This is a genomic window from Dyadobacter sp. 3J3, from assembly GCF_009801115.1.
Classification (GTDB): Bacteria; Bacteroidota; Bacteroidia; order Cytophagales; family Spirosomataceae; genus Dyadobacter.
The window spans coordinates 638033-661414 of the sequence record NZ_VTOL01000002.1; the positions used below are offsets into that span (position 1 = coordinate 638033).

Annotated in this window: 19 protein-coding genes and 3 pseudogenes; 18 read left to right on the forward strand and 4 right to left on the reverse strand. The window is 39.2% G+C overall.

What is annotated here, in order from left to right:
- Positions 1-465 precede the first annotated feature (465 nt).
- Together FZF08_RS06585 and FZF08_RS06590 are read right to left on the reverse strand one after the other, a co-directional pair.
- Positions 466-1203 carry an SDR family oxidoreductase gene (locus tag FZF08_RS06585; RefSeq protein WP_159467829.1) on the reverse strand — a complete coding sequence of 246 codons (738 nt, stop codon included), beginning with the start codon at positions 1201-1203 and terminating at the stop codon, positions 466-468.
- Positions 1204-1278: 75 nt separating this feature from the next.
- Positions 1279-2109 (reverse strand): AraC family transcriptional regulator, encoded by an 831-nt coding sequence (locus FZF08_RS06590; protein WP_229216438.1) that lies wholly within the window; start codon positions 2107-2109, stop codon positions 1279-1281.
- 352 nt (positions 2110-2461) lie between these two features.
- Here FZF08_RS06590 and FZF08_RS06595 point away from each other — a divergent pair, with 352 nt between their 5' ends.
- From FZF08_RS06595 to FZF08_RS06660, 14 genes and pseudogenes are all read left to right on the forward strand, one after another.
- Positions 2462-3997, forward strand: a complete 1536-nt coding sequence (locus FZF08_RS06595; RefSeq protein ID WP_159467831.1) for a sulfatase — start codon at positions 2462-2464, stop codon at positions 3995-3997.
- 312 nt (positions 3998-4309) lie between these two features.
- Positions 4310-4634, forward strand: a pseudogene (locus FZF08_RS06600) (ArsR/SmtB family transcription factor).
- A 6-nt stretch (positions 4635-4640) separates the two neighbouring features.
- A complete protein-coding gene (locus FZF08_RS06605; RefSeq protein ID WP_159467832.1) occupies positions 4641-5123 on the forward strand; it encodes an SRPBCC domain-containing protein in 483 nt (160 codons plus the stop codon).
- 6 nt (positions 5124-5129) lie between these two features.
- A pseudogene (locus FZF08_RS06610) lies at positions 5130-5537 on the forward strand (DoxX family protein).
- Between the two features lie 44 nt (positions 5538-5581).
- A complete protein-coding gene (locus tag FZF08_RS06615) occupies positions 5582-6247 on the forward strand; it encodes a DNA alkylation repair protein (RefSeq protein WP_159467833.1) in 666 nt (221 codons plus the stop codon).
- A gap of 29 nt (positions 6248-6276) precedes the next feature.
- Positions 6277-6858: a YdeI family protein gene (locus FZF08_RS06620; RefSeq protein ID WP_159467834.1), complete on the forward strand. Its 582-nt coding sequence runs from the start codon at positions 6277-6279 to the stop codon at positions 6856-6858.
- Positions 6859-6928: 70 nt separating this feature from the next.
- The gene (locus FZF08_RS06625; RefSeq protein WP_159467835.1) at positions 6929-7492 is read left to right on the forward strand and encodes a DUF4256 domain-containing protein; all 564 of its coding nucleotides are present in this window, start codon (positions 6929-6931) and stop codon (positions 7490-7492) included.
- An 86-nt stretch (positions 7493-7578) separates the two neighbouring features.
- A pseudogene (locus FZF08_RS06630) lies at positions 7579-7758 on the forward strand (SDR family NAD(P)-dependent oxidoreductase); the annotation flags it as partial.
- A 272-nt stretch (positions 7759-8030) separates the two neighbouring features.
- Positions 8031-9470, forward strand: coding sequence for a DUF3526 domain-containing protein (locus FZF08_RS06635; protein WP_159467836.1), 1440 nt, complete (start codon positions 8031-8033; stop codon positions 9468-9470).
- Positions 9467-10858 (forward strand): DUF3526 domain-containing protein, encoded by a 1392-nt coding sequence (locus tag FZF08_RS06640; RefSeq protein WP_159467837.1) that lies wholly within the window; start codon positions 9467-9469, stop codon positions 10856-10858. Before FZF08_RS06635 ends, FZF08_RS06640 begins: the two co-directional genes overlap by 4 nt.
- Complete coding sequence (locus tag FZF08_RS06645; RefSeq protein ID WP_159467838.1) at positions 10851-11546, forward strand: ABC transporter ATP-binding protein; 696 nt, start codon at positions 10851-10853, stop codon at positions 11544-11546. Before FZF08_RS06640 ends, FZF08_RS06645 begins: the two co-directional genes overlap by 8 nt.
- A gap of 33 nt (positions 11547-11579) precedes the next feature.
- Entirely contained in the window at positions 11580-14030 is a 2451-nt protein-coding gene (locus FZF08_RS06650; protein ID WP_159467839.1) for a TonB-dependent receptor, read from the forward strand.
- Positions 14031-14192: 162 nt separating this feature from the next.
- The gene (locus FZF08_RS06655) at positions 14193-14849 is read left to right on the forward strand and encodes an outer membrane beta-barrel protein (RefSeq protein ID WP_159467840.1); all 657 of its coding nucleotides are present in this window, start codon (positions 14193-14195) and stop codon (positions 14847-14849) included.
- Between the two features lie 6 nt (positions 14850-14855).
- Complete coding sequence (locus FZF08_RS06660; RefSeq protein ID WP_159467841.1) at positions 14856-16406, forward strand: M43 family zinc metalloprotease; 1551 nt, start codon at positions 14856-14858, stop codon at positions 16404-16406.
- A 159-nt stretch (positions 16407-16565) separates the two neighbouring features.
- Here the strand turns inward: FZF08_RS06660 and FZF08_RS06665 are convergent, their stop codons facing one another.
- Together FZF08_RS06665 and FZF08_RS06670 are read right to left on the reverse strand one after the other, a co-directional pair.
- Positions 16566-16898: a YegP family protein gene (locus tag FZF08_RS06665; RefSeq protein WP_159467842.1), complete on the reverse strand. Its 333-nt coding sequence runs from the start codon at positions 16896-16898 to the stop codon at positions 16566-16568.
- 333 nt (positions 16899-17231) lie between these two features.
- Complete coding sequence (locus FZF08_RS06670; RefSeq protein WP_159467843.1) at positions 17232-17699, reverse strand: peroxiredoxin; 468 nt, start codon at positions 17697-17699, stop codon at positions 17232-17234.
- Positions 17700-18069: 370 nt separating this feature from the next.
- Here FZF08_RS06670 and FZF08_RS06675 point away from each other — a divergent pair, with 370 nt between their 5' ends.
- From FZF08_RS06675 to FZF08_RS06690, 4 genes are all read left to right on the forward strand, one after another.
- Positions 18070-18621, forward strand: a complete 552-nt coding sequence (locus FZF08_RS06675) for a YceI family protein (protein ID WP_159467844.1) — start codon at positions 18070-18072, stop codon at positions 18619-18621.
- Positions 18622-18753: 132 nt separating this feature from the next.
- Positions 18754-19422 (forward strand): sterol desaturase family protein, encoded by a 669-nt coding sequence (locus tag FZF08_RS06680; RefSeq protein ID WP_159467845.1) that lies wholly within the window; start codon positions 18754-18756, stop codon positions 19420-19422.
- A 186-nt stretch (positions 19423-19608) separates the two neighbouring features.
- On the forward strand, positions 19609-21981 hold the full coding sequence (locus tag FZF08_RS06685) for a GAF domain-containing protein (RefSeq protein ID WP_159467846.1): 2373 nt from the start codon (positions 19609-19611) through the stop codon (positions 21979-21981).
- A 259-nt stretch (positions 21982-22240) separates the two neighbouring features.
- Positions 22241-23365: an efflux RND transporter periplasmic adaptor subunit gene (locus tag FZF08_RS06690; protein WP_159467847.1), complete on the forward strand. Its 1125-nt coding sequence runs from the start codon at positions 22241-22243 to the stop codon at positions 23363-23365.
- The last annotated feature ends 17 nt before the right edge of the window (positions 23366-23382 follow it).

Genomic DNA, 23382 nt, shown 5'->3' on the forward strand with positions numbered 1-23382 from the left:
CAAAAGTTGTCAGATTTCATGATTTATATTTCCAAAACTTAAAATAAAGAAACATGATCCGTAGGTTTGAATCGGATTGTGAGGCTGTCTTTTTAAGCGTAAGTTCTCTTGGTTAAACATGGATTTGCATCCATGTATTCCACCAAATCATAATACAAACAATTTGTTTCAATTCATTAAAATATTGTCAGAGTTCCGTACGATAACCTTTTCATTGCAATTACTTAATATTTAACTCCATCATTTCTTAGTTAATGTCGAATTATTCTAAAATCTAGAAGGTATCATTTTTTCTTGATTTTATAATAGTAAAATAATACTTCTGCTTGAATTGAAATAAAAAACAGACCTATCGAAAGGATAGTATTTCGATAGGTCTGTAACATAAACTTACTTATTACAACCCTTGTTGTTGTTTCAGATACCAGATCAGAAAATATTTCGAATCCAATAATCCCCACAATATTACCAAGGGCTAATGCCTGTTTCCGGCGCATTATCATCGCTAAAAAACTGGCCAGTCGGCCCATCCGGACCCAATATGGCTGCTTTTACTACCCTGGCAGCGGCATCCTGCACGGTCCCCGGGCCTGAATGATTATTAAAATCTGTGGCGGTATAACCCGGATCAACAGCATTCACTTTAAACGAAGTATCACGCAGGTCATAAGCCAGTACAATAGTATAGGCATTCAGGGCAGCTTTGGACGCGACATATGCTGCTGGTTTCACAACAAAATGTTTCCATGACGGATCGTTGTGCAGCGTAAGTGAACCCAGTCCAGAGGTAACATTAACGATTCTTGGTTCCTGAGCGTGTTTTAGCAGATCTATAAAAGCTTGGGTTACCTCTATGACGCCAAAAAAATTGGTTTCAAAAACCTCCCTAAATATACTTCCATCAGTTTCCAATGCCTTTTGCGGCATACTTCCACCCACACCTGCATTATTAATCAACACGTCAAGGGTTTTGATTTTTTGGCCAAGCACTTCACGGGCGGCCTTTATCGATTCAGTATTATCAACATCAATGGCTATTGACTCTACCTGGGTCAGGCCTTCCGCATTGAGCTGACTCACCGCCTGCTGGCCTTTATGCAAATCCCTACATCCGAGATAGACATAATATCCTTGCTGTAATAATTGTCTGGCCGTTTCAAAGCCGATACTTTTGTTCGCTCCTGTTATCAGTACTGTTTTCATGATCAAGTATATAATTTTTATAACAGCACAAATTTACCGGATCCATACCGCATGGAAGTGACACATCGACCGGTATTACTGGTACATTTTACGGGTACTCGACCGGTAATCGGCAGGTGTTACACCGGTTTCACGTTTGAAAAATCGGCTGAAATAGGAAGCGTCCGAAAATCCCAGATCAAAAGTAATTTCCTTTAAAGAATTATCGGTGTGAAACAGTAAACGCCTGGCTTCCAATACCAGCCGGTCGTGAATATGTTTGATAGCCGGTTTCCCGCTTTGTACTTTCACCACCTCGCTTAAATACCCGGCAGAAATATTCAGCATTGAAGCATAATCTGCTACTTCATGTCTTTCCAGGAAACATTCATTGATCCTGTCCTGAAATTTATTCATTAAAACCTTATCCGCCGAAAGCTCCTGGTCGTTATACTGCTCTGTGTAAAGTCGGCTCAGATAAGTCAGCAAAACCGTCATGTAAGCTGTCAGCATACGCTGCTGCCACTCACCGGGATGGTGATATTCAACAGTAATCTTTTTGATCATGTCTTCAACAAAATCGATATCTGCCTCGCAAAGTAATAATTCATACCCACTATGCGGATTTAAGATCAACGGTAATTTGCTAAGCGAAGCACTTTCCTGAAATGAAAGAAATTCGCTTGTGAACGCAATTCCCGTACTCCACAATTGTTTTAATTCCTCTTTTACAATGATAGGGCCGGGTCCTGTAAAATAAACAGAGTTTTCTTTAAGGTTGTAAGGAGTCATATCAATCCATTGACGGCCAATGGCTTTTCTGATCAAAACAAACAGATAATGATCTTTTCGGTGCGGTATTAAAAGGTCTGACAGATTCGGAAAAGTGTTTTCATAATGATAAACCCGAAAATTTTTATTTCCCATTACCTTGTCTGGTTCAAGGGAATAAATTGGGACTTGTTGATTGTAGTTCAATGTATTCATCACCTGAAACTAAACATTATTATTGATATGCATGCCTGGAAAGCAAATTTTGACCTGGCATTACCCTTTGTTCCACCCTCAGTAACTAAATAGTTGGTCATGTATTACCTGCAAATTTGGATTTTTAGGTAAAATAATCCTTATTGTCTATAAGTTAAGTAGAATATTACAGAAAGTCTTACTCAGAATACGGATTATGCCAATTACTAAAATTTATTTTGAGGAGATCGTATCAGATTATCACTTTTCAAACAACTATTTATTTGCAATTTGTTTTCCTGAATTTTCAAAAATGAAAAAATCAATTTTAGTTTTTCTTTTTCTGTTAACAATTTCGACCGGAGTGTTCGCACAGACAAAAGAGCGTCCCAACATCGTATTTATATTTTCTGATGACCACGCCTATCAGGCTATTGGAGCCTATGGCAATAAATTAGCAAAAACGCCGAATATCGATCGTATTGCCCGGGAAGGTGCTTTATTGAAAAATAACCTCGTGACAAATTCCATTTGCGGACCTAGTCGCGCGACGTTGCTGACTGGAAAATACAGCCATATCAATGGGTATAAAAACAACGACAGAACCAAATTCGATATCACGCAGCAGCTTTTTCCGGATTTGCTCCAAAAAGCCGGATACCAGACAGCATGGATTGGAAAACTGCATTTGAACAGTCTTCCAACTGGTTTTGACTATTGGAATATTTTGCCCGGACAAGGGATTTATTACAATCCCCAGTTTATTACCGCGCCAAATGACACCGTCAGAAAAGAAGGTTATGTGGCCGATATTATCACGGAAACTTCATTGGACTGGATAAACAAACGTGATGAAAAAAAGCCATTTTTCCTTGTTGTAGGACAAAAATCGGTACACCGAGAATGGTATCCGGATTTGCAGGATCTGGGCGCTTATGACGATATTAACTTTCCCTTACCAGAGACTTTTTACGATGACTATGCAGGAAGAGCCGCTGCAAAAGATCAGGATATGACGATCGAAAAAACGATGCGCCTGAAAGAAGATCTTAAAGTACATCTGGATTATGATAAAGTTCCGGGATATAGATTTTTCCCGGAAGAGAAAAAGAAAATCTTACGTGATTATTATGACAAAATCTCCAAAGAATTTGACGATAAAAAACTGTCAGGAAAAGCTTTGACAGAATGGAAATATCAGCGGTATATCAAAGATTATCTGGCAACGGCCAACGGACTTGACCGTAACATCGGCAAGATCCTGGACTATCTGGACAAGACTGGTTTATCAAAAAACACAGTGGTGATCTATGCTTCCGACCAGGGTTTTTACATGGGCGAACATGGCTGGTTTGACAAGCGTTTTATTTACGAGGAATCGTTGAAAACTCCTTTTGTGATTCGCTATCCGGGCGTTATCAAACCGGGAACAAAAGTAGAGCAATTGATATCCAATATCGACTGGGCTCCAACAGTTCTGGATTTGGCTGGGGCAAAAATTCCGGCAGAAATTCAGGGAAAATCATTCCTACCGTTACTCGACAGAAATGCAAAAGCAAATACTCCCTGGCGTGACGCAGCCTACTATCACTATTACGAATTCCCTGAACCTCACCATGTTTCCCCGCATTTTGGCATAAGAACAAAACGCTATAAACTTGTGAGATTCTATAATGGATCCGAAAGCTGGGAATTGTTTGATCTCGAAAAAGATCCTAACGAACTTAAAAATGTTTACGCTGCAAAATCAAACGAATTGATTGTCAAAGGTTTGAAACAGCAGTTAAAAACGCTAATCGTACAATATAAAGATGACGAAGCGCTTAAAATTTTTAATCGTGCTCTTTAATTTTTAGTCACTGGCTATATTACACAAAAGTATAACTGCTAAGGATAAAATAATGGCGACGGGGATAATTCCTCGTCGCCATTATGCATTACTACAAACATTCAATTTTATTTATCGTTAGCTTTTGATAAAATCAGGCTGGAACTAATTTGGTTGTGATACCAATTCTGTTCCAGACATTTATTGTGATAATGGTGATAGTCACCTGCGCCAGACAAGTTTCATTTACCACTTTTACTGACACTCAGTAATACCTCACTTTAAGTATGGCAAAACAGCATATCACAAATTTCGTAGCCAAATAACTACGCAATGAATTTAAGACGAGACCTATTTCAGGCCATAGCGGATCCTACCCGGAGGGCGATTCTATCATTGGTGGCTTCGCAGGCCATAACGGCCGGTGCCATAGCAGCAAACTTTGACACGGCGAGGCCCACCGTTTCAAAACATTTACAGATACTTACAGAGTGCGAACTGATCGTGCAGGAACAAAACGGCAGGGAGATCTACTACCACATCAATGCAAAAAAAAATGAAGGAAGTGGCTGATTTTATTGAGCCTTTCCGCCAGATGTGGGACGACCGGTTTAACAAGCTGGAAGCCATTATGAAAAATTACAAACCCGAAAAATAGATCCCTATGGAAAGAAAAACAAAAGTCGCTGCGGAAGACGGCAGACAGGAACTGGTCATCACCAGAGAGTTTGATCTTCCCGTGGAATTGCTTTTTAAAGCCTATGCCGAGCCGGAAATTGTCGAACAATGGATGGGAACAAAAGTACTGAAACTTGAAAATAAAAAACACGGAAGTTGCCAGTTCGAAACAACTGATGCGCAGGGAAATGTAGTATTCCGCGCTAATGGAACAATCCATGAGTTTACTCTGAACCAGAAAATTACGAGGACATTTGAAATGGAAAATACGCCCACTTCCGCGGTCCGATTTGACGTGCAACTGGAATTCCTGGATTTTGAAAAACTTACTGAAGAAACCAGCAAACTTGTCATGCACATCATATACCGGTCCGTTGCGCTCAGAGATCAGATGCTACGGCTACCCTTTGCGCAGGGTATCAATATGGCACATAATAGATTACAGGAAGTTTTCAACAAATTAAAATAAATTTCAATGGCGAAGCGAAATAGAATTATCTATTGGGTTGCCACCCTCTGGCTTTCCCTGGGTATGATTTCAACGGGAGTTGTGCAGTTAATCAAAATGAAAGAAGAAGCAGAAATGATGTAGCATTTAGGCTATCCGCTTTATTTCCTGACAATACTGGGAATATGGAAAATACTGGGCGTTATTGCCATACTTATTCCAAAATTCCCCTTGGTAAAAGAATGGGCTTATGCAGGTTTCTTTTTTGCCATGTCTGGTGCCGTATTTTCTCATCTGACTGTGGGAGACGGAGCTAAGGAATTTTTCGGCCCTGTATTATTATTGATCCTGACTGTATTATCTTGGTATTTCAGATCCTACCGTTCAGATCGTATTTCGGAGGTTTATCGAGCGGACCCGAATCTTAGAAACTGATCTATGGCTATGTGATTTCAGTTAATTATTAAGAAAAAATCGATATGACTCTCAAAGAAACACTTACTCAGCTGGAAGCGCATAGCAACCCAACAATGATGCAACACAACATCAAATATGGCGCGGGCGAAAATCAATTTGGTGTTAAAATGGGTGATATTCGGGCATTGGCAAAAAAAATCAAGACAGACCACGACCTTGCCTTAGAGCTTTGGGATACTGAAAACATCGATGCCCGTTTTTTGGCCACATTGATTATTATCCCTAAAAAGTTGACGCATGATGATATAAACAGGATGGTAAAATCTGAAAAGTTTGTTCATGTAGCCGATTGGCTCTATTCCAACGTTATAAAATTTTATTCTGATACCGAAACTTTGCGGAAGGAATGGATGGCATCAGATGATGTAATGTGTGCCCGCGCCGGGTGGAGTCTTACAAGCGGGTGTATAACAAGAAATCCTGATATAATTGACCTGTCGGCCATTTTGGACAGAATTGAAAAAGAAATGTCTAATGCCGCCCCGGAGGTACAATGGACAATGAACAATACCCTTGCCAACATCGGCATCCGCTATCCTGAACACCGCGACCGGGCAATTGCAATTGGTGAGACTTTGGGGATTTTCAGAGATTTCCCCGTTTCCAAAGGCTGCACCTCTCCTTTTGCTCCAACCTGGATTAATGAAATGGTTCGGAGACAAGGGTGATACTCCATTTAATTTTATTAATAAAAGATATGAATCCAAAAGTTGATTTTTATTTCAATAAAGCCAGGCAATGGCAGGAGGAAATCATGCAATTACGGGCGATTGTTCTTGACTGCGGATTGACAGAAGAGTTGAAATGGGGTTGTCCATGTTATACGTTTCAGCAAAGCAACATCGTGTTAATCCACGTCTTCAAAGAATATTGCGCGCTTTTATTTTTTAAGGGATCATTGTTAAAAAATACTCATAAAATTCTTATCCAGCAGACAGAAAATGTTCAGGCGGCGCGCCAGATCCGGTTCACTGGTATTAAAGAAATTACCGAACAGGAATCCATACTGAAAGCCCATATTTATGAAGCCATTGAAGTAGAAAAAGCCGGATTAAAAGTAGCGTTAAAAAAGCCGGCAGAATTCAGTATCGCAGAAGAATTTCAAACGAAACTGGATAATACTCCGGCTTTGAAAACAGCTTTTGAAAAACTAACCCCCGGACGACAAAGAGCTTATCTCCTTCATTTCTCCCAACCCAAACAATCGAAAACCCGGGAAGCACGGGTAGAAAAAAGTATCGAGAAGATTTTGGATGGGAAAGGTTTGGACGATTATTGAATCCACAATTGTCGTTTTAGGAACACAAGTATGTGCAGCGAAAAAAAGAAATATTAAAAGCATAAACAACATGGATCATCAAAAAGAAATATCCAAAGAGCAAAGTGAGGAACTCCTCCAAATCCTAAAAACCCGCTTCGACAAAAACATGAGCCGCCATAAAGAGCTGGAATGGTCTAAGATACAGGAAAAGCTGAAAACAAATCCTGAAAAAATTTGGTCGCTGGATGCAATGGAAGTTACGGGTGGAGAGCCGGATGTTGTCGGTTTTGACGAAAAATCGGGTGAATATATTTTTTATGATTGTGCAGCGGAAAGCCCCAAAGACCGTAGAAGTTTGTGTTACGACCGAGCTGCCTGGGAGTCCAGAAAAGCAAATAAACCGGAAAATACTGCTGTGGATTTAGCTGCTAAAATGGGTATTGAACTGTTAACAGAAGCGCAATATCAGGAATTACAGCAACTTGGAAATTTCGATACAAAAACGTCGAGCTGGTTAAAAACGCCTTCTGATATCAGGAAACTCGGCGGTGCGATATTTGGAGATCGCCGCTTCGGAAGAGTTTTCGTATATCATAACGGAGCTGATTCATATTATGCTGCCAGAGGTTTTCGTGGTGCATTGAGGGTCTGATCTTTGCACAGATAATCAAACAAAAATTGCAAATCTCACTTTTTGAAACGGCTATTTAGCCATATCATCAATATTCTTCCACTGCCGGCTATCCCGGCTTTGCCAATACAGCATGTTCTAACGCCGCTAAATTTGCTATAATCGGGCTTTCCGAAGCGTTGGCACAGAAAGTTCAGCCTTTTGGTATAAAAGTGACGGTTGTATCTCCGGGACAATTCCGTTTCAACTTTATGAATAAGGATTCGATTACGTATCAAAAAAAATAAAATTGCTGTTTACGGTGTTGAACGGACGGAAGAAATGTGAACCAGATTAAGCAGGAAGCAAACCGGTGATCCTGAAAAGCTAGTCAAAATACTGACTGAAATAACAACTATATGAAAGGCTATTGCGTGGTTAAAAACCATAGAATACCCTTTTTATTTTCAATGAATTTATAAGATTTAGTAAAATATTTTATGCAACATAGATGCAAATACATGAAGTATTTGTTAATTCGCAACATTGTTGCATAAATAGGTTTTTTACTAAATACATTATGGAGTTAAAATTTATCAGAATTATTGCCAAACAGGAATGGAATTCCATTTTTAGAAGCAAAATTCCACTGGCGCTTTATACCGTTCTTTTGATAGTCAGTTTGCTGGCCGCGTTTACGGGCTGGCAATATGTTGGCAAATTTAATCAGCAGCAGGCCGCTGCGCGGGAGGAAGTTCATGAACATTGGATGAAGCAACCCGAACGCCACCCCCATCGGGTTGCACATTATGGTTACCTCGTTTTCCGTGAAAAATCACCGTTGAGCTTTTTTGATTTTGGCCTTGATAGTTATGTTGGAAATTCGGTTTTTCTGGAAGCACACCGGCAAAATACAGTTAACATGAGCGAAGCTGGTTTCTCCAACGGAATGCTTCGATTTGGAGAGCTCAGTATGGCGATGGTTTTGCAGGTCCTGGTTCCGCTGTTTATTATTTTCATCGGTTTCCATACTGTTTCCGGTTTAAAACAAAACGGTGTTCTTAAAATTCTTCTATGCCAAAAAGCTTCTTATCTGGAAATTCTTTTAGGAAAAACCATTGGACTCACCGCGGTCACCTGGGTATTATTTTTGCCCTTGCAGCTGATAGGTCTGCTTGTCGGAACTGCTTTACTTTCAGATACAGTAAACAGTGAAAGTTTTATACGGGTTGGACTCATCGTTCTTCTTTATGGTTTGTATTTCCTGATCGTTACTATACTTGTTGTTGCAGTTTCCGCGATGAGTAGATCAGCCAAAACTTCCCTGATGGTACTTGTTTTGCTCTGGATTCTTCTCTTCATTGTCGTACCAAAAAGTGCTCAGACACTCGGAAACAGCATTTTCGAAGCTCCCGATAAAATCGCTTTCGAACATGCAATTGAGATGGATGTCAGCAAGGAAGGTGACAGTCATAATCCGGATGATCCGCATTTTTCACAATTAAAATCCTCCACTTTAAAAAAATACGGTGTGGATTCTATCCAGGCTCTTCCGGTAAATTATGGCGCATTGGTGATGCAGGAAGGAGAAAATATAAGCTCCCGAATTTTCAATAATCACTATGACAAACTGATCGGAATTTATAAATCCCAAAACTCAGTTTCTTCGTATCTGAGTTTTACTGACCCTTATCTGGCTATTCGAAATATTTCGATGAGCCTCTCCGGTACTGACTTTGATACCTTCACCGAATTTCAAAAACAAACAGAAAAATACAGGTTTGAAAAAACAAAAAACCTGAATGAAATCCATTTGACACAGATCAAATATAAAAACGACGGCAATCAGAAAGTAAGCGCCAAAAACTGGCAGCAGCAAAAAGAATTCAGCTTTCAGTCTTTGTCTCTGACGGACAATCTAAGGAATGGAATGATAAATTTGGCTGCATTGCTAATCTGGGTTTTAGCAGGATTTATGGTTTTAAATTTTATTTCTTCCAAACGAAAATATCAATTATGAAAATCAATCAAAAGGTGTTGTTTCTGGAAACCAGGAATTTTCTGCTGGGCAAAACGGTACTGATCGGAGCCATTTGTCTGATTCTTTTCGGGATATATGGATTTTACCACGGAAGCCAGGTTATTGACCGTCAGCAAAAAACGATAGGTTCGGTTCCGCTTGTTCAGAAAAATCATTTACAACAAATCGTCGCACACGGCAAAGGAAAAATGGTTGGCACAACGGCTTATTATCCATTTTTTTATACGGCGAATCCGGCATCACCCTGGGCAAAATTTTCGATCGGACAGAGAGATATCAATCCCTTTACACTCAAAGTAAAAATGCTGGCGATAGAAGGTCAGTTATATGATTCTGAACTTACAAATCCGCTCACGCTGCTGGTAGGAAACCTGGATGCGTCGTTCGTTTTCATCTTTCTGTTCCCCCTGCTGATCATTGCATTTATGTACAATGTTATTTCCGAAGAACAAGAAAATGGTGTCTGGAAAATGGTCCTCACAAGCTCAGAAAGTATCAGTGAAGCAATATTAAACAAATTGTTTGTCCGTCTGGCCATTATTTTCATTATATCCATTGTCCTGTTTCTGGCCTCGGTTTTGTATCTGAAATTACCGCTCTCCTTCCCTACTTTCCGGATTTGGCTGGTTACTACGCTATACCTTTTTTTCTGGTTTGTATTATCAGTTATTGTAATTTCTGCTGGCAAAAGTTCGTCGTTTAATGCTACTGTGCTCGTTTCCATCTGGATTTTTCTATGTATCCTTTTCCCGGGTATTGCCAACGTTTTCGTAAACAATAGTATTCCAGTACCCGAAGCGGCTGAGACGGCCATTAAACAAAGGGAAGGATATCATGAAAAATGGGACCAGCCTAAAAAACCGACCATGGAGAAATTTTACGCTGCGTATCCTCAGTACCGTAAGTATCCGGTTCCGGAAGATAAATATTCCCCGGGCTGGTATTACGCCATGCAATTTTCGGGTGATCTGGAATCTGCAAATTCGTCGGAAAAGCTATTTCAAAAACTGGATCAAAGGCAGGAATTATCTGAAAATATTGCTGGTTTCAACCCTGTGATCGCTGCTCAGCAACTTTTAAATAAAATCGCCAATACTGATCTGACCAGTCATATTCGCCATCTAAAATCCGTTAAAACGCATCACAAACAAATCAGGGAATATTTCTATCCTTTCATTTTTGTGGAAACGCCAACCGAAGATATTCGCTGGGATAGCTATCCGGCCTACAAACCAGAGTCCTATTTCGCAGATTCCATCACGAACGGAATTTTGGCAATAATACTTTGGTCGGCCCTGGGACTCGTCATTTCTTATTTAATGTTCCAAAGAAATTTTATTCAAATCAAAGACACGCAAAATGCTTGAAGCTAAAAATCTGACAAAAAAATATGGCAGTTACACTGCCCTTAATAAGCTAAACCTGACTATTCAGGAAGGAGAAATTTTCGCTTTACTTGGCCAGAATGGAGCCGGCAAAACGACCACAATCAATCTTTTTCTAGGATTTCTTGAACCAACCGAAGGTTCTGCCACAATCAATGGTGTGTCCGTAGCGGAATATCCTCAGGAAATAAAAAAATACCTGGCTTATATTCCTGAAACCGTTATGATTTATCCAAATCTGACAGGAATTGAAAATCTTCAATATTTTTCTTCTCTGGCCGGATTTGATTACTCAAAAAAAGAATTGGCGGATTTATTGTCAAGAGCGGGATTGCAATCCCAGGCTTTTGAACAACGACTTTCGGGGTATTCCAAAGGCATGAGACAAAAAGTGGGTATAGCGATCGCAATTGCAAAAAAGGCAAAAGTATTATTGCTCGACGAACCAACAAGCGGACTCGATCCGAAGGCTTCTAACGAGTTTTCCGAAATCCTTAAAAAACTTGCTGCACAGGGAACAGCGATTTTGATGGCCACTCATGATATTTTCAGGGCAAAAGAAGTCGCAACCCGCATCGGAATTATGAAGGAAGGAAATCTTCAATCGGTGATTAATGCCGGTGATATTTCAGCAAATGAACTCGAAGCTTTGTACTTAAAAACCGTTTGAAATACACCTCACAGTTCACATTAACTATTATTTATGAAGCATACTTTTATTCTGTTGTTAATATTATCCGGATTTTCTTTAAAGGCGCAAAGTATTTCCGGTACGCTTTCCGACGCCAATACGGGAAAGAAAATTGAAGGAGCGTCAGTAAAACTTTTAGATTCTCAGACCGGTACCAGCACTGACGCGGATGGAAATTTCACAATTACGGGAAAAGGACCTATCGAAATTTCATTTTTAGGATATAAAAAACTCAAAATTCACAACACAAACCATTTTCTTACCATCGAAATTGTTCCGGAAGTTAGTGAGTTGCAAACCGTTGAAGTACTTGGCCGCGCTGCAAAAGATTACAACAGCGAATATTCATTTTCCGCGACCAAAATATCTGCCTTGAACAAAGATATCCCGCAATCAATCTCTACCATCACCAAAGAACTGATGGCCGACAGGCAGGCGTTTTATCTGGCCGACGCTGTAAAAATTGCCAGTGGTGTTATCCCTTCAAGTTTTTACAATCAATACACAATTCGCGGGATAAGTCAGAATGAAGAAGGACAAATAATCAATGGAATGCGCACGAGGCAATATTATTTCCTTCAACCCCTGACTTCTAATATTGAAAGAGTTGAGGTAATTAAAGGCCCTGCGAGTGCAACATTTTCTTCGGTCGATCCCGGGGGAAGTATCAATCTGGTTACCAAAAAACCGTTGGCAATTAATAGAAAAGAATTGACGATGAGCGCGGGTAGTTTTAGTACTTTTCGAGGAACAATGGATTTCACAGGTCCGTTAAATGAATCCAAAACACTACTTTACCGCTTGAACGGTGCTTATCAGGAAGCACGTTCTTTCAGAGATCTGGTTGGTAACAAATCGTTTTTATTATCGCCATCGATCAGTTACATCCCAAATACCAAAACAGCTATTAACGCAGAGTTTATATTCAGCAACGCCAATGGAAATCTGGATCGGGGACAACCTATTTTTGGTGCCGTTGCAGGAAAAACGGATCTTAACAGTACACCAAAGAGCTTGAACCTGGGTGCGCCAAATGATTTTTTCAAGTCGAAGGAACTGATCATTATGGGGAATATCACGCATAAATTCACCTCGAACATCAGCTTCAATGCCTCTTACATGAAGCAATCCTGGACGGAAAATTTGCAGGAACACAGAACAACAAATGCCTTTGCACCGGATATTAACAATCAACCCGTAACAAGTCTGGCAGCAATGCAATTCGTTCAGCGTCAACAGTATTGGAATATTGACAATCTTAATTCTTATTTCAATTTTAATTTCAACTCAGGTGCGATCCATCACAAATTATTGCTGGGATATGACCTGAACAGCTGGCAAAAAATGAAAGGTGGCGGACAAAATGCGGCCCGTGGTTTTCTATTAAAAGATGGTACTGTTGCCAGTTCCTTTGTTCTGGCCAATGCTGCCAATTACCAGACTATTACCATCAATGGTAAAACTCTTCCCAAACCCAATGTAAGCCATTTTGATCTCCAAAATCCAGTCTATACTATTCGAAATATAGAAGATTATAACCTGAATGTCCGTACCGCTTTACCATCCGCTTTGACAACCAATAACGCGATTTACATTCAGGAACAGCTGCAATGGAATAAATTTACGATGCTACTAAGTTTGCGAAATGAATGGTTTCAGGACATCACCAACTATAAAGCACCCAACACATTTACCGTAAAAAAGACAGCGTTATTACCACGTATCGGCCTCACCTATGCGGTCAGTAAAGCTGTGAATGTGTATGGTACATATCTGGAAGGTTTTCAGCCGCAATCCAACACCGTAACGCTGATGCCGCAAACAGGTTCTTTGCCGCCGGGAAGTCAGTTCCATCCGCTGATCAGCAATTTGAAAGAGCTGGGAATGAAGGCAGATCTGTTTCAAAACCGGATCAGACTTAATATGGCCATTTATGAAATCAAACAAAAAAATATTCTGATGAATGCAAACGATCCGGCAAATCCGGATATGCTGGTAACCCGGGGTGCCGAGCGGAGCCGGGGAATTGAATGGGATATCGCAGGATACATCACGCCCGACTGGCAGATCAATGCCTCCTACACGTACATTGATGCAATAATAACCAATGACAATAACGAAAGTTTGATTGGTGCGAGGAAACAAAATACACCAAAACAAAGTGCAAACCTGTGGACGCGCTATAATTTCAGTGGATCTTCACCTTTGAAAGATCTTGGAATTGGTTTTGGCGTCCAGTATCAGGGAAATAAAGTGCCCTGGTTTACCCGTGATTTTATGATTCCTGCTTTCACAATTTTTGATGCGGCCCTATTTTACAATCCTGGAAAAAGCAATATTCAGATCGCGTTGAATGCTGGCAATATTTTCAATACAGATTATTGGCTGGGTGCCCAAACTTACCTGCGGTTATTTCCCGGCGCGCCAAGAAATACCACTGTAACCTTTACCTATAAGTTTTAATTTGACAATCGCAGATTGTTTAAAACACAGATATTCATCTCTGGAAGTATGTTTTAAACGATCTGTTTTTACTTCATCACTAAATCGTTTGTAATAAGTATAAAATAGTTACTTTTGAAATTACAATTCAGCAAGACCAATATTGATCAATTAACTTCATCAATGAAAATACTTTTTACCGTCTTTTTTCTTGTTACCCCACTGTTTATCTGCGCTCAGATTACCCGGCAGGATAGCATTTCAATTTCGAAGAAAAAGCATTCTGTAAACTATTTGGGCTTCAGGTTCGGTGGTTTGGCAAGTTCTTTCAGCCATAAAAATGACTTATTAATCCCAGCTCCTGGTAAAAAGTCACTGCCAGCCTGGCATGCAGGCGTTGCGATGGATCTTTTTACCAAAACCCATTACAATGCCAGGGTAGAATTGTCCTATCTGAATAAAGGAGCAAAGGAAACCTTTACAAATGACCAGATTTCAATTCAAAGCACAAACCGGTTACAATATTTACAACTCACCGCATTACCGCTTATTATCAAGCCGGGATATAGGAAAATCAATCCATACATAGCTTTTGGAGGTTATTATGCACGACGTATTGGAATAAAATCCAAGTCTAAAACAGGACAGGGTTCATGGGAGAATGATCCGGTTACGGCCGAAAACCTGAATGTGAAGAATGATTTTGGCTACTCGGTTTCTGCCGGCGTTTACTTTTGGAAAAGGCCGGTTTTTGAACTTCGTTATGAAGCGGGCTTATCTTCTGTTTCTTCTTCGTCAGGCATCAAAAACCGTTCTGTAATCCTCTCCTTTTCAATTTAGTCTGTCATGAAATTTCAATTACAGTTTTTTATCCGGCTTTTTAGTCTTTTGCTATATCTATGTTTTTTATCCGGCTGTGAAAAGGTGGAGCCCCTGGCAACGGATGACTTTTATCGTTTTGATAAACTAAATAAACTGACCATAAAAAAACCAGCAAGAATGGATTTTTTCATGGGAATCGACAACGCCCCAATTCCTTTAAATGTGACGGCTTATGACCAGCAGGGCAACTCAATAGATGCTCCACAGGAAGTGATAAGTTTTTATAGCAATAATGTTAAAATTTTGGGAGGAACATTTTCACCTGACAAGGAAGGACGTTTTGCCATTGTCGGAAAACTGGCAAATCAAGTAAGTGACACCATTTTTATAAGGGTTTGGGATCCAGCATCACTGATACTTTCCCTGAGTATTGTAAACCCTCAGGAAGTATTTCAGGCAAATGGTACCGATACGTTGCACTTCAAGGTTGATGTACTCAAAGGAAACCAGGTTGTTGATATCAAATTCCCTTACAATCTTTTTGTAAACGGTAAAGAACAGACTCAGGAAACATTTTCTGCCACAGTTCCGGGCACTTATAAATTTCAGGTTAAAGGATTAGGCCTTGCAAGTAATGAATTAACAATCAACGCTATACCAAAAACAACATATTCCGTAGTACGCCTCCCGGTAATTTTCCATGAGATTAATACCAGCGTACTCACAGCCGACAGAATACGTAAGCTGACGGATGATATGACCAGGGCATACCGCAATCAATTTAATTATAATCAGGCAGCAAAAGATCCAAACGCAGAGGATCTTTTTGTGGAATTTTATCCTGCGGAAATCGGGCTTGATGGTAACAAATTAAGTGCTCCGGGATTACACCGTACTTCCAGTTCCAAAACAAGTTTTTCGTCAAACGATGCTTTTAACGATGCATTCAATTCTTTTTGGGATCCGGCACATTATCTAAATATTTGGGTTTATTCAAATATTACCGGAGATCTTGCAAATTCTTCCTGGGCATATTATCCAGGTGTTACGGTCCCGATGGAAGGATTTTCAACTTTCCCGGCCGGTACTAAACCTTTCTTTCCTTATGGAATTTTCCTGAATGGAAATCATGTGTCAATAAATTATGAGGGAGGTCGGACCGAGGAAATTCTGGCTCATGAAGCAGGTCATGTACTTGGTTTGTACCACGTTTTCGACGGAAATAATACCAGTTTTAATTCGTGTACCTCAATTGATCCGGATTATTGCTTTGATACTCCGTATTACAATCGAGACAGTTATGCTACTACTATTGACCGTAATCAACGTTACAAACGGACTTCCTGCGCCGGTATAGAGTATACTTCCACCAATTTTATGGATTACTATTATACTCAGAATAACTCATTTACAACTGAGCAACTGAAAAGAGTGAGACACACCATAAATTATGGATTATGGCTTCCATCCCCTTACAATGGCTCTCGCTCAGCGAGGAAAAATGGAAGAAGTTCTCTCGTTGAAAGACCAGCAAACCTTAAATATATAGAGCCGGTTATTTGTTCGATGCGTTAAGGGCTCACAGCAAAAACATCAGAAAATGGATTTTGGAAATGTTTGCCGTTGAGTGTTGTTTCATTCGGATTGTGTCACTTAATCTAAATACGATGACGCAACGTTTACTCCGGCCTTCAACTTCTTGGAAAGTTCATATCCCATTTCCCAGACTTTAAATCAGCAGAAATCCTGTAAAACTGCATTTGCAGATCCGCTTTTAATCATTTCGATACTATTTTCCCTTGCGCTTTCGATGGTGTAATGTTCACCCTTGCCAATCACCATTCCGTTGGCGTCTTTTACTACGAAAATGTAGTTAAGATAACTGCTTGTCCTCTCATAAAAATCATCCTCCGCAGCTTTTTCACGAATATACTTTATAGCATCCAGACACTTTTGTTTTGAAGTAAAACCCTCACAGGAAAGAATCAGCTGGGAATTTCCGGTTGCTTTTAGAAGATAATAGAACTGGTTTTTTGTGCTGCTTTTAAAAACCTGAAAATTCGCCATCTTGATAAGTAAATTTATAAAAGTCGCTAGTTAACTGAATAATCCGGTATTGTAACACTATTTTCAGCCTGTTTTTATACCATCATTGATAAAAAATCTTAAAAAAAACACCTACTTTGAGTTCAAGGTAGGTGTTATGCATTACACTCAACGTTTTGTATTCCTTTTTCAGAAGAAAGAATAAAGGAATAGTGCTTAAATACAATAGTGTATATTAGAACGACGCAAAAGTACACAGGCAATTATTTAAAATAGGTAGTAATAGTAATATTTCTTTGTAGAATATTATCTACTTTTATCTATTTCTAATATTTTTTTGCGTTAATTGTCAGCTTATTTGACATCACTTAAATCAAAAAATTCTAACACTTTCTGAGAATGCGCATGTCCGTTTAAAAACCCACGGAATTTAAAAGCGATTGCCCCATTCAAATCAACAACAAAGGTTTCACGGCCGGTCAGGAATAGTACATTTTTAATACCAAATGATTTTAATACAATATTACCCGGATCACTTAACAAGTTAAATGGCAATCTGTGATGCTGCTGAAATGCCTTATGACTTTCCACTGAGCCAGAATTTATACCGATCACCATAGCACCTGCATCCTGATAATCGGCATAACTATCCCGAAATGCGCATGCTTCTTTTGTACAAACTCCACTTTCATTTTTTGGATAAAAATAAATAACCATCTTTTTCTTACCCACATAATCTGCACTTGAAAACGTATTCCCATCCTGGTCTTTAAGGATAAATGCAGGTACCTTATCTCCTATTTCAATCGTCTCGTTTTTCATGATTTTATCCTTTAATTCTGCTAATTGTTTTCTGATGATGCAAAAGTCCGGAGATTCAGGATCATAAAATTTCACCTATGTTAAAATCGGTTGATTGTAGATTTATTTCTCAATGTCATCAATGTTACCAGTTGGTAAATCGAAACATATGTCTTTGCGGAAACTTTGGCCTGTTTAAATTTAATACAGGTGCAAAAGCTAGAATTGTTATCAATACAAGACACTGAAATCTAATCCAAATTCCTTATCAAATAGAACGAATGCGAGTATATATACATCCTTAACCTTTGATTAGCCATTTATTACAGCGATTCCAAATCTGATATTTGTATAGGTGATTTATTCTATATATCCATCAATTATTTCTGTCATGGCCACAACAAAATGGATTGCTGATCCGGAAACCAGCGAAGTTCTCTTCAATGCTTCTCATCTGCTTTCAGATGATATTACCGGATACTTCAGAAAAATAAATCTGGAAGTTGCCACCGAAGGTGACGATTTCACCAAATTTTATGGGATCGTTTTTACAGCAGATATCAACTCTCTGGACACCGCGGATCAGGAAAGGGACGCCTATCTGAAATCCAGTATATTTTTTGATGCAGCCCGGTTCGGACAGCTAAAATTTATTGGCAAAAAATATGAAAGCAATCAGGATGACGATAAACTTTCAGGGACGCTGACGATTAAAAACGTAACCAAGCCCATTATACTTCGCATAGAATTTAGCGGCAAAATTGTTGAACCGGATGGGATTGCAAAAGTAAGTTTCTCGGTGCATGGAAAAATAAGCAGAAAAGAATTTGATCTGAATTGCCACTCGATTTCAGAATTAGGTATTCTGGCGATAGGCGATGAAATAAAATTCAATGCCGAAATTCAATTGGTCAAACTTTTGCAACCCGGATACCAATATTGATTTACAGGAAGTAAGAGTATTTCAAGAGACCTGAAACATAATTTTATTTAATCTCAGGATAGCAAAAAGATACTTCCGGATTAATGATCCGTTATCAAAAATTCATTAGAATTCATTAACCTCTTAATTGACATGACCAAAAACTATATTTCCAATTCGAAAAAATCTGTCAGGATGTTTAAAAGCAATTTTCTGGAATTGTTGTCCAAGGTGCATTTTTCTGTACCGCTCTTTATTTTCATTCCTGTCATTATTTACTTTACTTATAAAGCTATATGGATCGAAAAAATTCATTTGATTCCATTTTTGATCTATTATTTGTTAGGGTTATTTATCTGGTCACTTACCGAATATGTCATGCACCGCTTCATTTTCCATCTTGAACCCATACCCGGTGTAAAATGGATGGAACGGGTTCATTTCATTTTTCACGGTGTCCATCATGATTATCCAAGTGACGCGCAGCGCCTTGTACTGCCGCCATCGGTTAGCATTCCCCTTTCGACAGGTTTTTATTTTTTGTTTTCTTTGTTCCTTGATACTGCGGAGTTAGCCGTATTTTTTTCTGCATTTATCACAGGTTATCTTTGCTACGATATGATGCACTACGCACTTCACCATGCCAACTTTAAAAACAAGTACTGGAAAAAATTAAAGGATCATCACATGATGCATCATTACGCGGACGCACACAAGGGTTATGGTGTAAGCTCTGTTTTTTGGGATAAAATTTTTCTATCCGATTTCATAAAAAAAGAAAGAAATATAAGTGTTGATAAAAAGCAACTCGCAGATCAATAGACCTGAATAATATAAATATTTTTAATCTTACTATTAAAATATTTAATTATTTGAAGGAATTTTGAATTATTACACTATTATTCTCTACATCTGGAACGATCATTCAACAATAACGCTTATCTATTTAATCTCTTTATTCAGCATAGGACGAAAGGAGGAGAGAACAAATTGTAAAGCAAAAAGTTAATGTATCTGGCTAAATCTTATACCAACCAATCATCCATACAGCGGAAAACCTATGAAATCAAAAATAATGATTTCAGGCCTGCTGCATTGGAGCCTGCTTTATCTTTCCGGCCTTTTGTGACGCATTTGAAAAATATGCTGAAAGATCAGCCTTCGGTAAAATCTGAATTTTACCGGTATGTGATCAGCAAATTTGAAAGTGAAATGACCAAAGGATCTGCTGTTATGATCCGGGATTCGGCAAGTTATAAGGAGCTTATGGAATTGGTTTATATGATCCTTACGCCCTTGGCAACCAATGAAAAAGAGCATTTCTGGGCATTAAGCACACCAATTCCTGATAAGATATTTTTCAGCACCGACGGGTTTTACAATTTCCTTACGCAGCAAACTTCTTCCGGCCCGGATATCACGATCAGCCCGGTAGAATTGTATAAAACACAGCAGACACAGTTTTTGTACAGATTAATTCTAGACCGTCTTTACAAGATACCGACTCATGCGAAAAACGAGGTTTTGTATCAATATACTGATGTGACGTCGAATCTTCCTAAATTTTATTCGATTTACACAGATACCCGTTTCATCGATATCAAGCCCAAAGGAAAATTACCGCAGCTTGATTATAAAGCGATGGAACCTTACCTTCTGGAAGGGGCGGACACTACGCCGCTTGAAGAATTGCTGCCGCTGAAAAACTTCTCTTTTGAAGGTTTTTCTGTTATTACTATGATTGATGTGACTGCGGCCCAGGCGACGGAAATTATCAGAGGCGTTTTGGTAAATCATGAATATCAGTCATGCAAAAACGAATCGGTAATACTGGCACTGAAAACGCTGGCTGGAAATGATAAGATTGATTTTGGATTGATTCCTTCTTTTCAAATCAATGGAAAGTATGTTGTCGCCAAAGCGGAATGTTCTCAGAGCATGGTTGTGGAAGCTGCCAAAAAATATGGCATGAAGCAGGAAACTTTTGATACGCTGGTAACAGAATATTTTGCTAATCCGGAAATGGTTGTATTCAACGATTTGTCAAAAGATGCGATTTCTGAACATCCGCTTTTAAATTTGCTTATCGCAGAAGGGATTTCTTCTTATGCGCTGGTTCCGGTTTTTTATAACAAAAAGATGGCGGGAATTCTGGAAGTATTTTCAAAAGATGATGTTTTGCTGGATGACGCTATTTTTTCGAGGCTACAAACAACACTTCCCTTAGTGGCTCAGCTATTGAAATACAGTACAGAGGAATTTGATGCGAAAATAGAAACCATTATCCGTGACAAGTTTACGCCACTCCAGCCTTCGGTGCAGTGGAAATTCAATCAGGCAGCCTGGCATTATCTTGAAAAAAGTATTGGAGCCAATAAAATCACTGATATAGAAACCGTTACATTTGAAAAAGTGCATCCTTTGTACGGAGCAATTGACATACGGAATTCAACTTTTGAACGCAATCGTGCGGTTAAAGAAGATATCAAAAACCAGCTGACACTGTTGACCAATACTTTGAGTTCTTTGAAAGATCTTATTAAAATGGAAACCGCCGACACACTGGTTTGTACCTGTGACCGATGGTCTTCCGAAATTAATGAATATCTTTCTTCCGCTGATGAAATTGCATTAAACCGTTTTCTGGCTTCGGAAGTTAATCCGTTTTTGAACCGGATTAAAATCGATTTCCCTGCTACCACAGATGTTGTCGATTTCTATTTTGCGGCATTGGATGAAACCACCGGAATGGCTTTTGAAAATAGAAGAAAACTGGAAAGTTCTCTTCAGCTAATAAATACTTCCGTTGCAGGTTATATTGAAAATGCCCAGAAATCACTAAAATCGGCTTATCCGTTTTATTTTGAAAAATTCAGAACGGATGGTATTGAGTATGATATGTACATCGGGCAATCCATGGCGCCGGAAAGACCGTTTGATGAAATTTATCTGAAACACCTGCGTTTGTGGCAGTTAACATCTATGGCCGAAATAGCAAGGTTAACCGAAAAGCTTTTGCCGCAAATGAAAAAGCCGCTCAGAACAACCCAGATGATTTTTATTCATTCCAATCCGATCAATATCAATTTCAGGAATGACGAACGCAGATTTGATGTGGAAGGCGCGTATAATATCCGGTACGAAATCATCAAAAAACGGATTGATAAAGCACTTGTACGCGACAGCCGCGAACGCCTTACGCAGCCGGGAAAAATTGCGCTGGTTTATTTCAATGACCATGAAGCAGAGGAATATGTCGAATACATCAGCGATTTACAGCAAATGGGGTTGCTTGATAACAATCTCGAATATCTTGAAATCGAAGAATTACAAGGTGTAATCGGCTTAAAAGCGTTGAGGATTGGCGTAAAACATTTGTAGGAATAAGTGTAAAACTAACCTGAAATTCACAAATCAGATTTCCCAAATCGCTTACTAAAATATAATTATCATTAGATTTCTTCTTACAAAAACATCCCCCAGAGTCTTATTAAGCATTATTTAAAACTTTTTTCCAAGATATCGTAATATTATTGAACGATCATTCCAAAATAAGCATTATTAGTCAGAACCTACAAAAGAGTTACAAGTCTTCAATTCAGAAAAACACAATTTTTTAATTAATATTAATACCGCAATCATGAAAAATATTCTTTTAGCGCTTGCTATTTTCCTTTACGGATGTGCACCAAAACAGGAGGCTCCAACCACTCCTCCCCCACCAGTAATACCGGTAGTTGAAATTACTTCAGGACTTGCTACAACATACCAGGAATATCCTGCTTCTGTTGAAGGAACAGTCAATGTTGAAATTCGCCCGCAGGTAGCTGGTTACCTTGATAAAGTTTTTGTTGACGAAGGCGCTTATGTTAAAGCCGGTCAGCCGCTTTTCAAAATTAATGACCAGCCTTTCAAAGAACAGCTTAATAATGCAAAAGCAAGTTTGAGTGCTGCTAATGCAAGCCTGATCAATACACAGCTTGAAATTGACAAATTCACACCGCTGGTTGCCAACAAAGTAATTTCTGATTATCAGCTTAAATCTGCGAAAGCAGCCAATAGTGTAGCGCTTGCCAATGTTGAACAGGCAAAAGCAATGGTAGGAACGGCTCAGATCAACCTGGGTTATTCCACAGTTAAAGCACCGGTTAACGGTTTTGTTGGAAGGTTTCCAAAGAAAAAAGGCAGTCTGGTTTCCCCTACTGATCCGGAAGCTTTAACTCAACTTTCAGACGTTCAGGAAGTTCGCGTGTATTTCGCACTTGGTGAAGATGATTTTATAAACTTCAAAAAACAATATGGCGGTGCAACTTTGAACGACAAACTAAAAAAAATGGATCCGATTTCACTTCTATTGGCCGACCAGACGGTTTATCCAACACTAGGAAAAATTGATATGATAGATGGACAGTTTGATAAAAACACAGGAGCGATCACCATGCGTGCTACTTTTAAAAATGCTGATGGTTTGCTTCGTTCAGGAAATACAGGTAAAGTAAGGTTGAGTCTGCAACACGATTCAGCCATTCTGGTACCTCAGTCGGCGACCATTGAAATGCAGGACAAAGTCTTCGTATATACTGTATCGTCAGACAATAAAGTGAAGAAAATGCCGATCACAATCGTAGGAAAAAGCGGCAAAAATTATCTGGTAAAAGATGGTGTTAAACCAGGTGACAGAATCGTTTTCTCTGGTCTGGATATCTTACAGGAAGGCAGCGCCATTACTCCTGAAAAAGCAAAACCGGCGCTTGCTCAAAATTAAAAACTTAAAGTCAATAT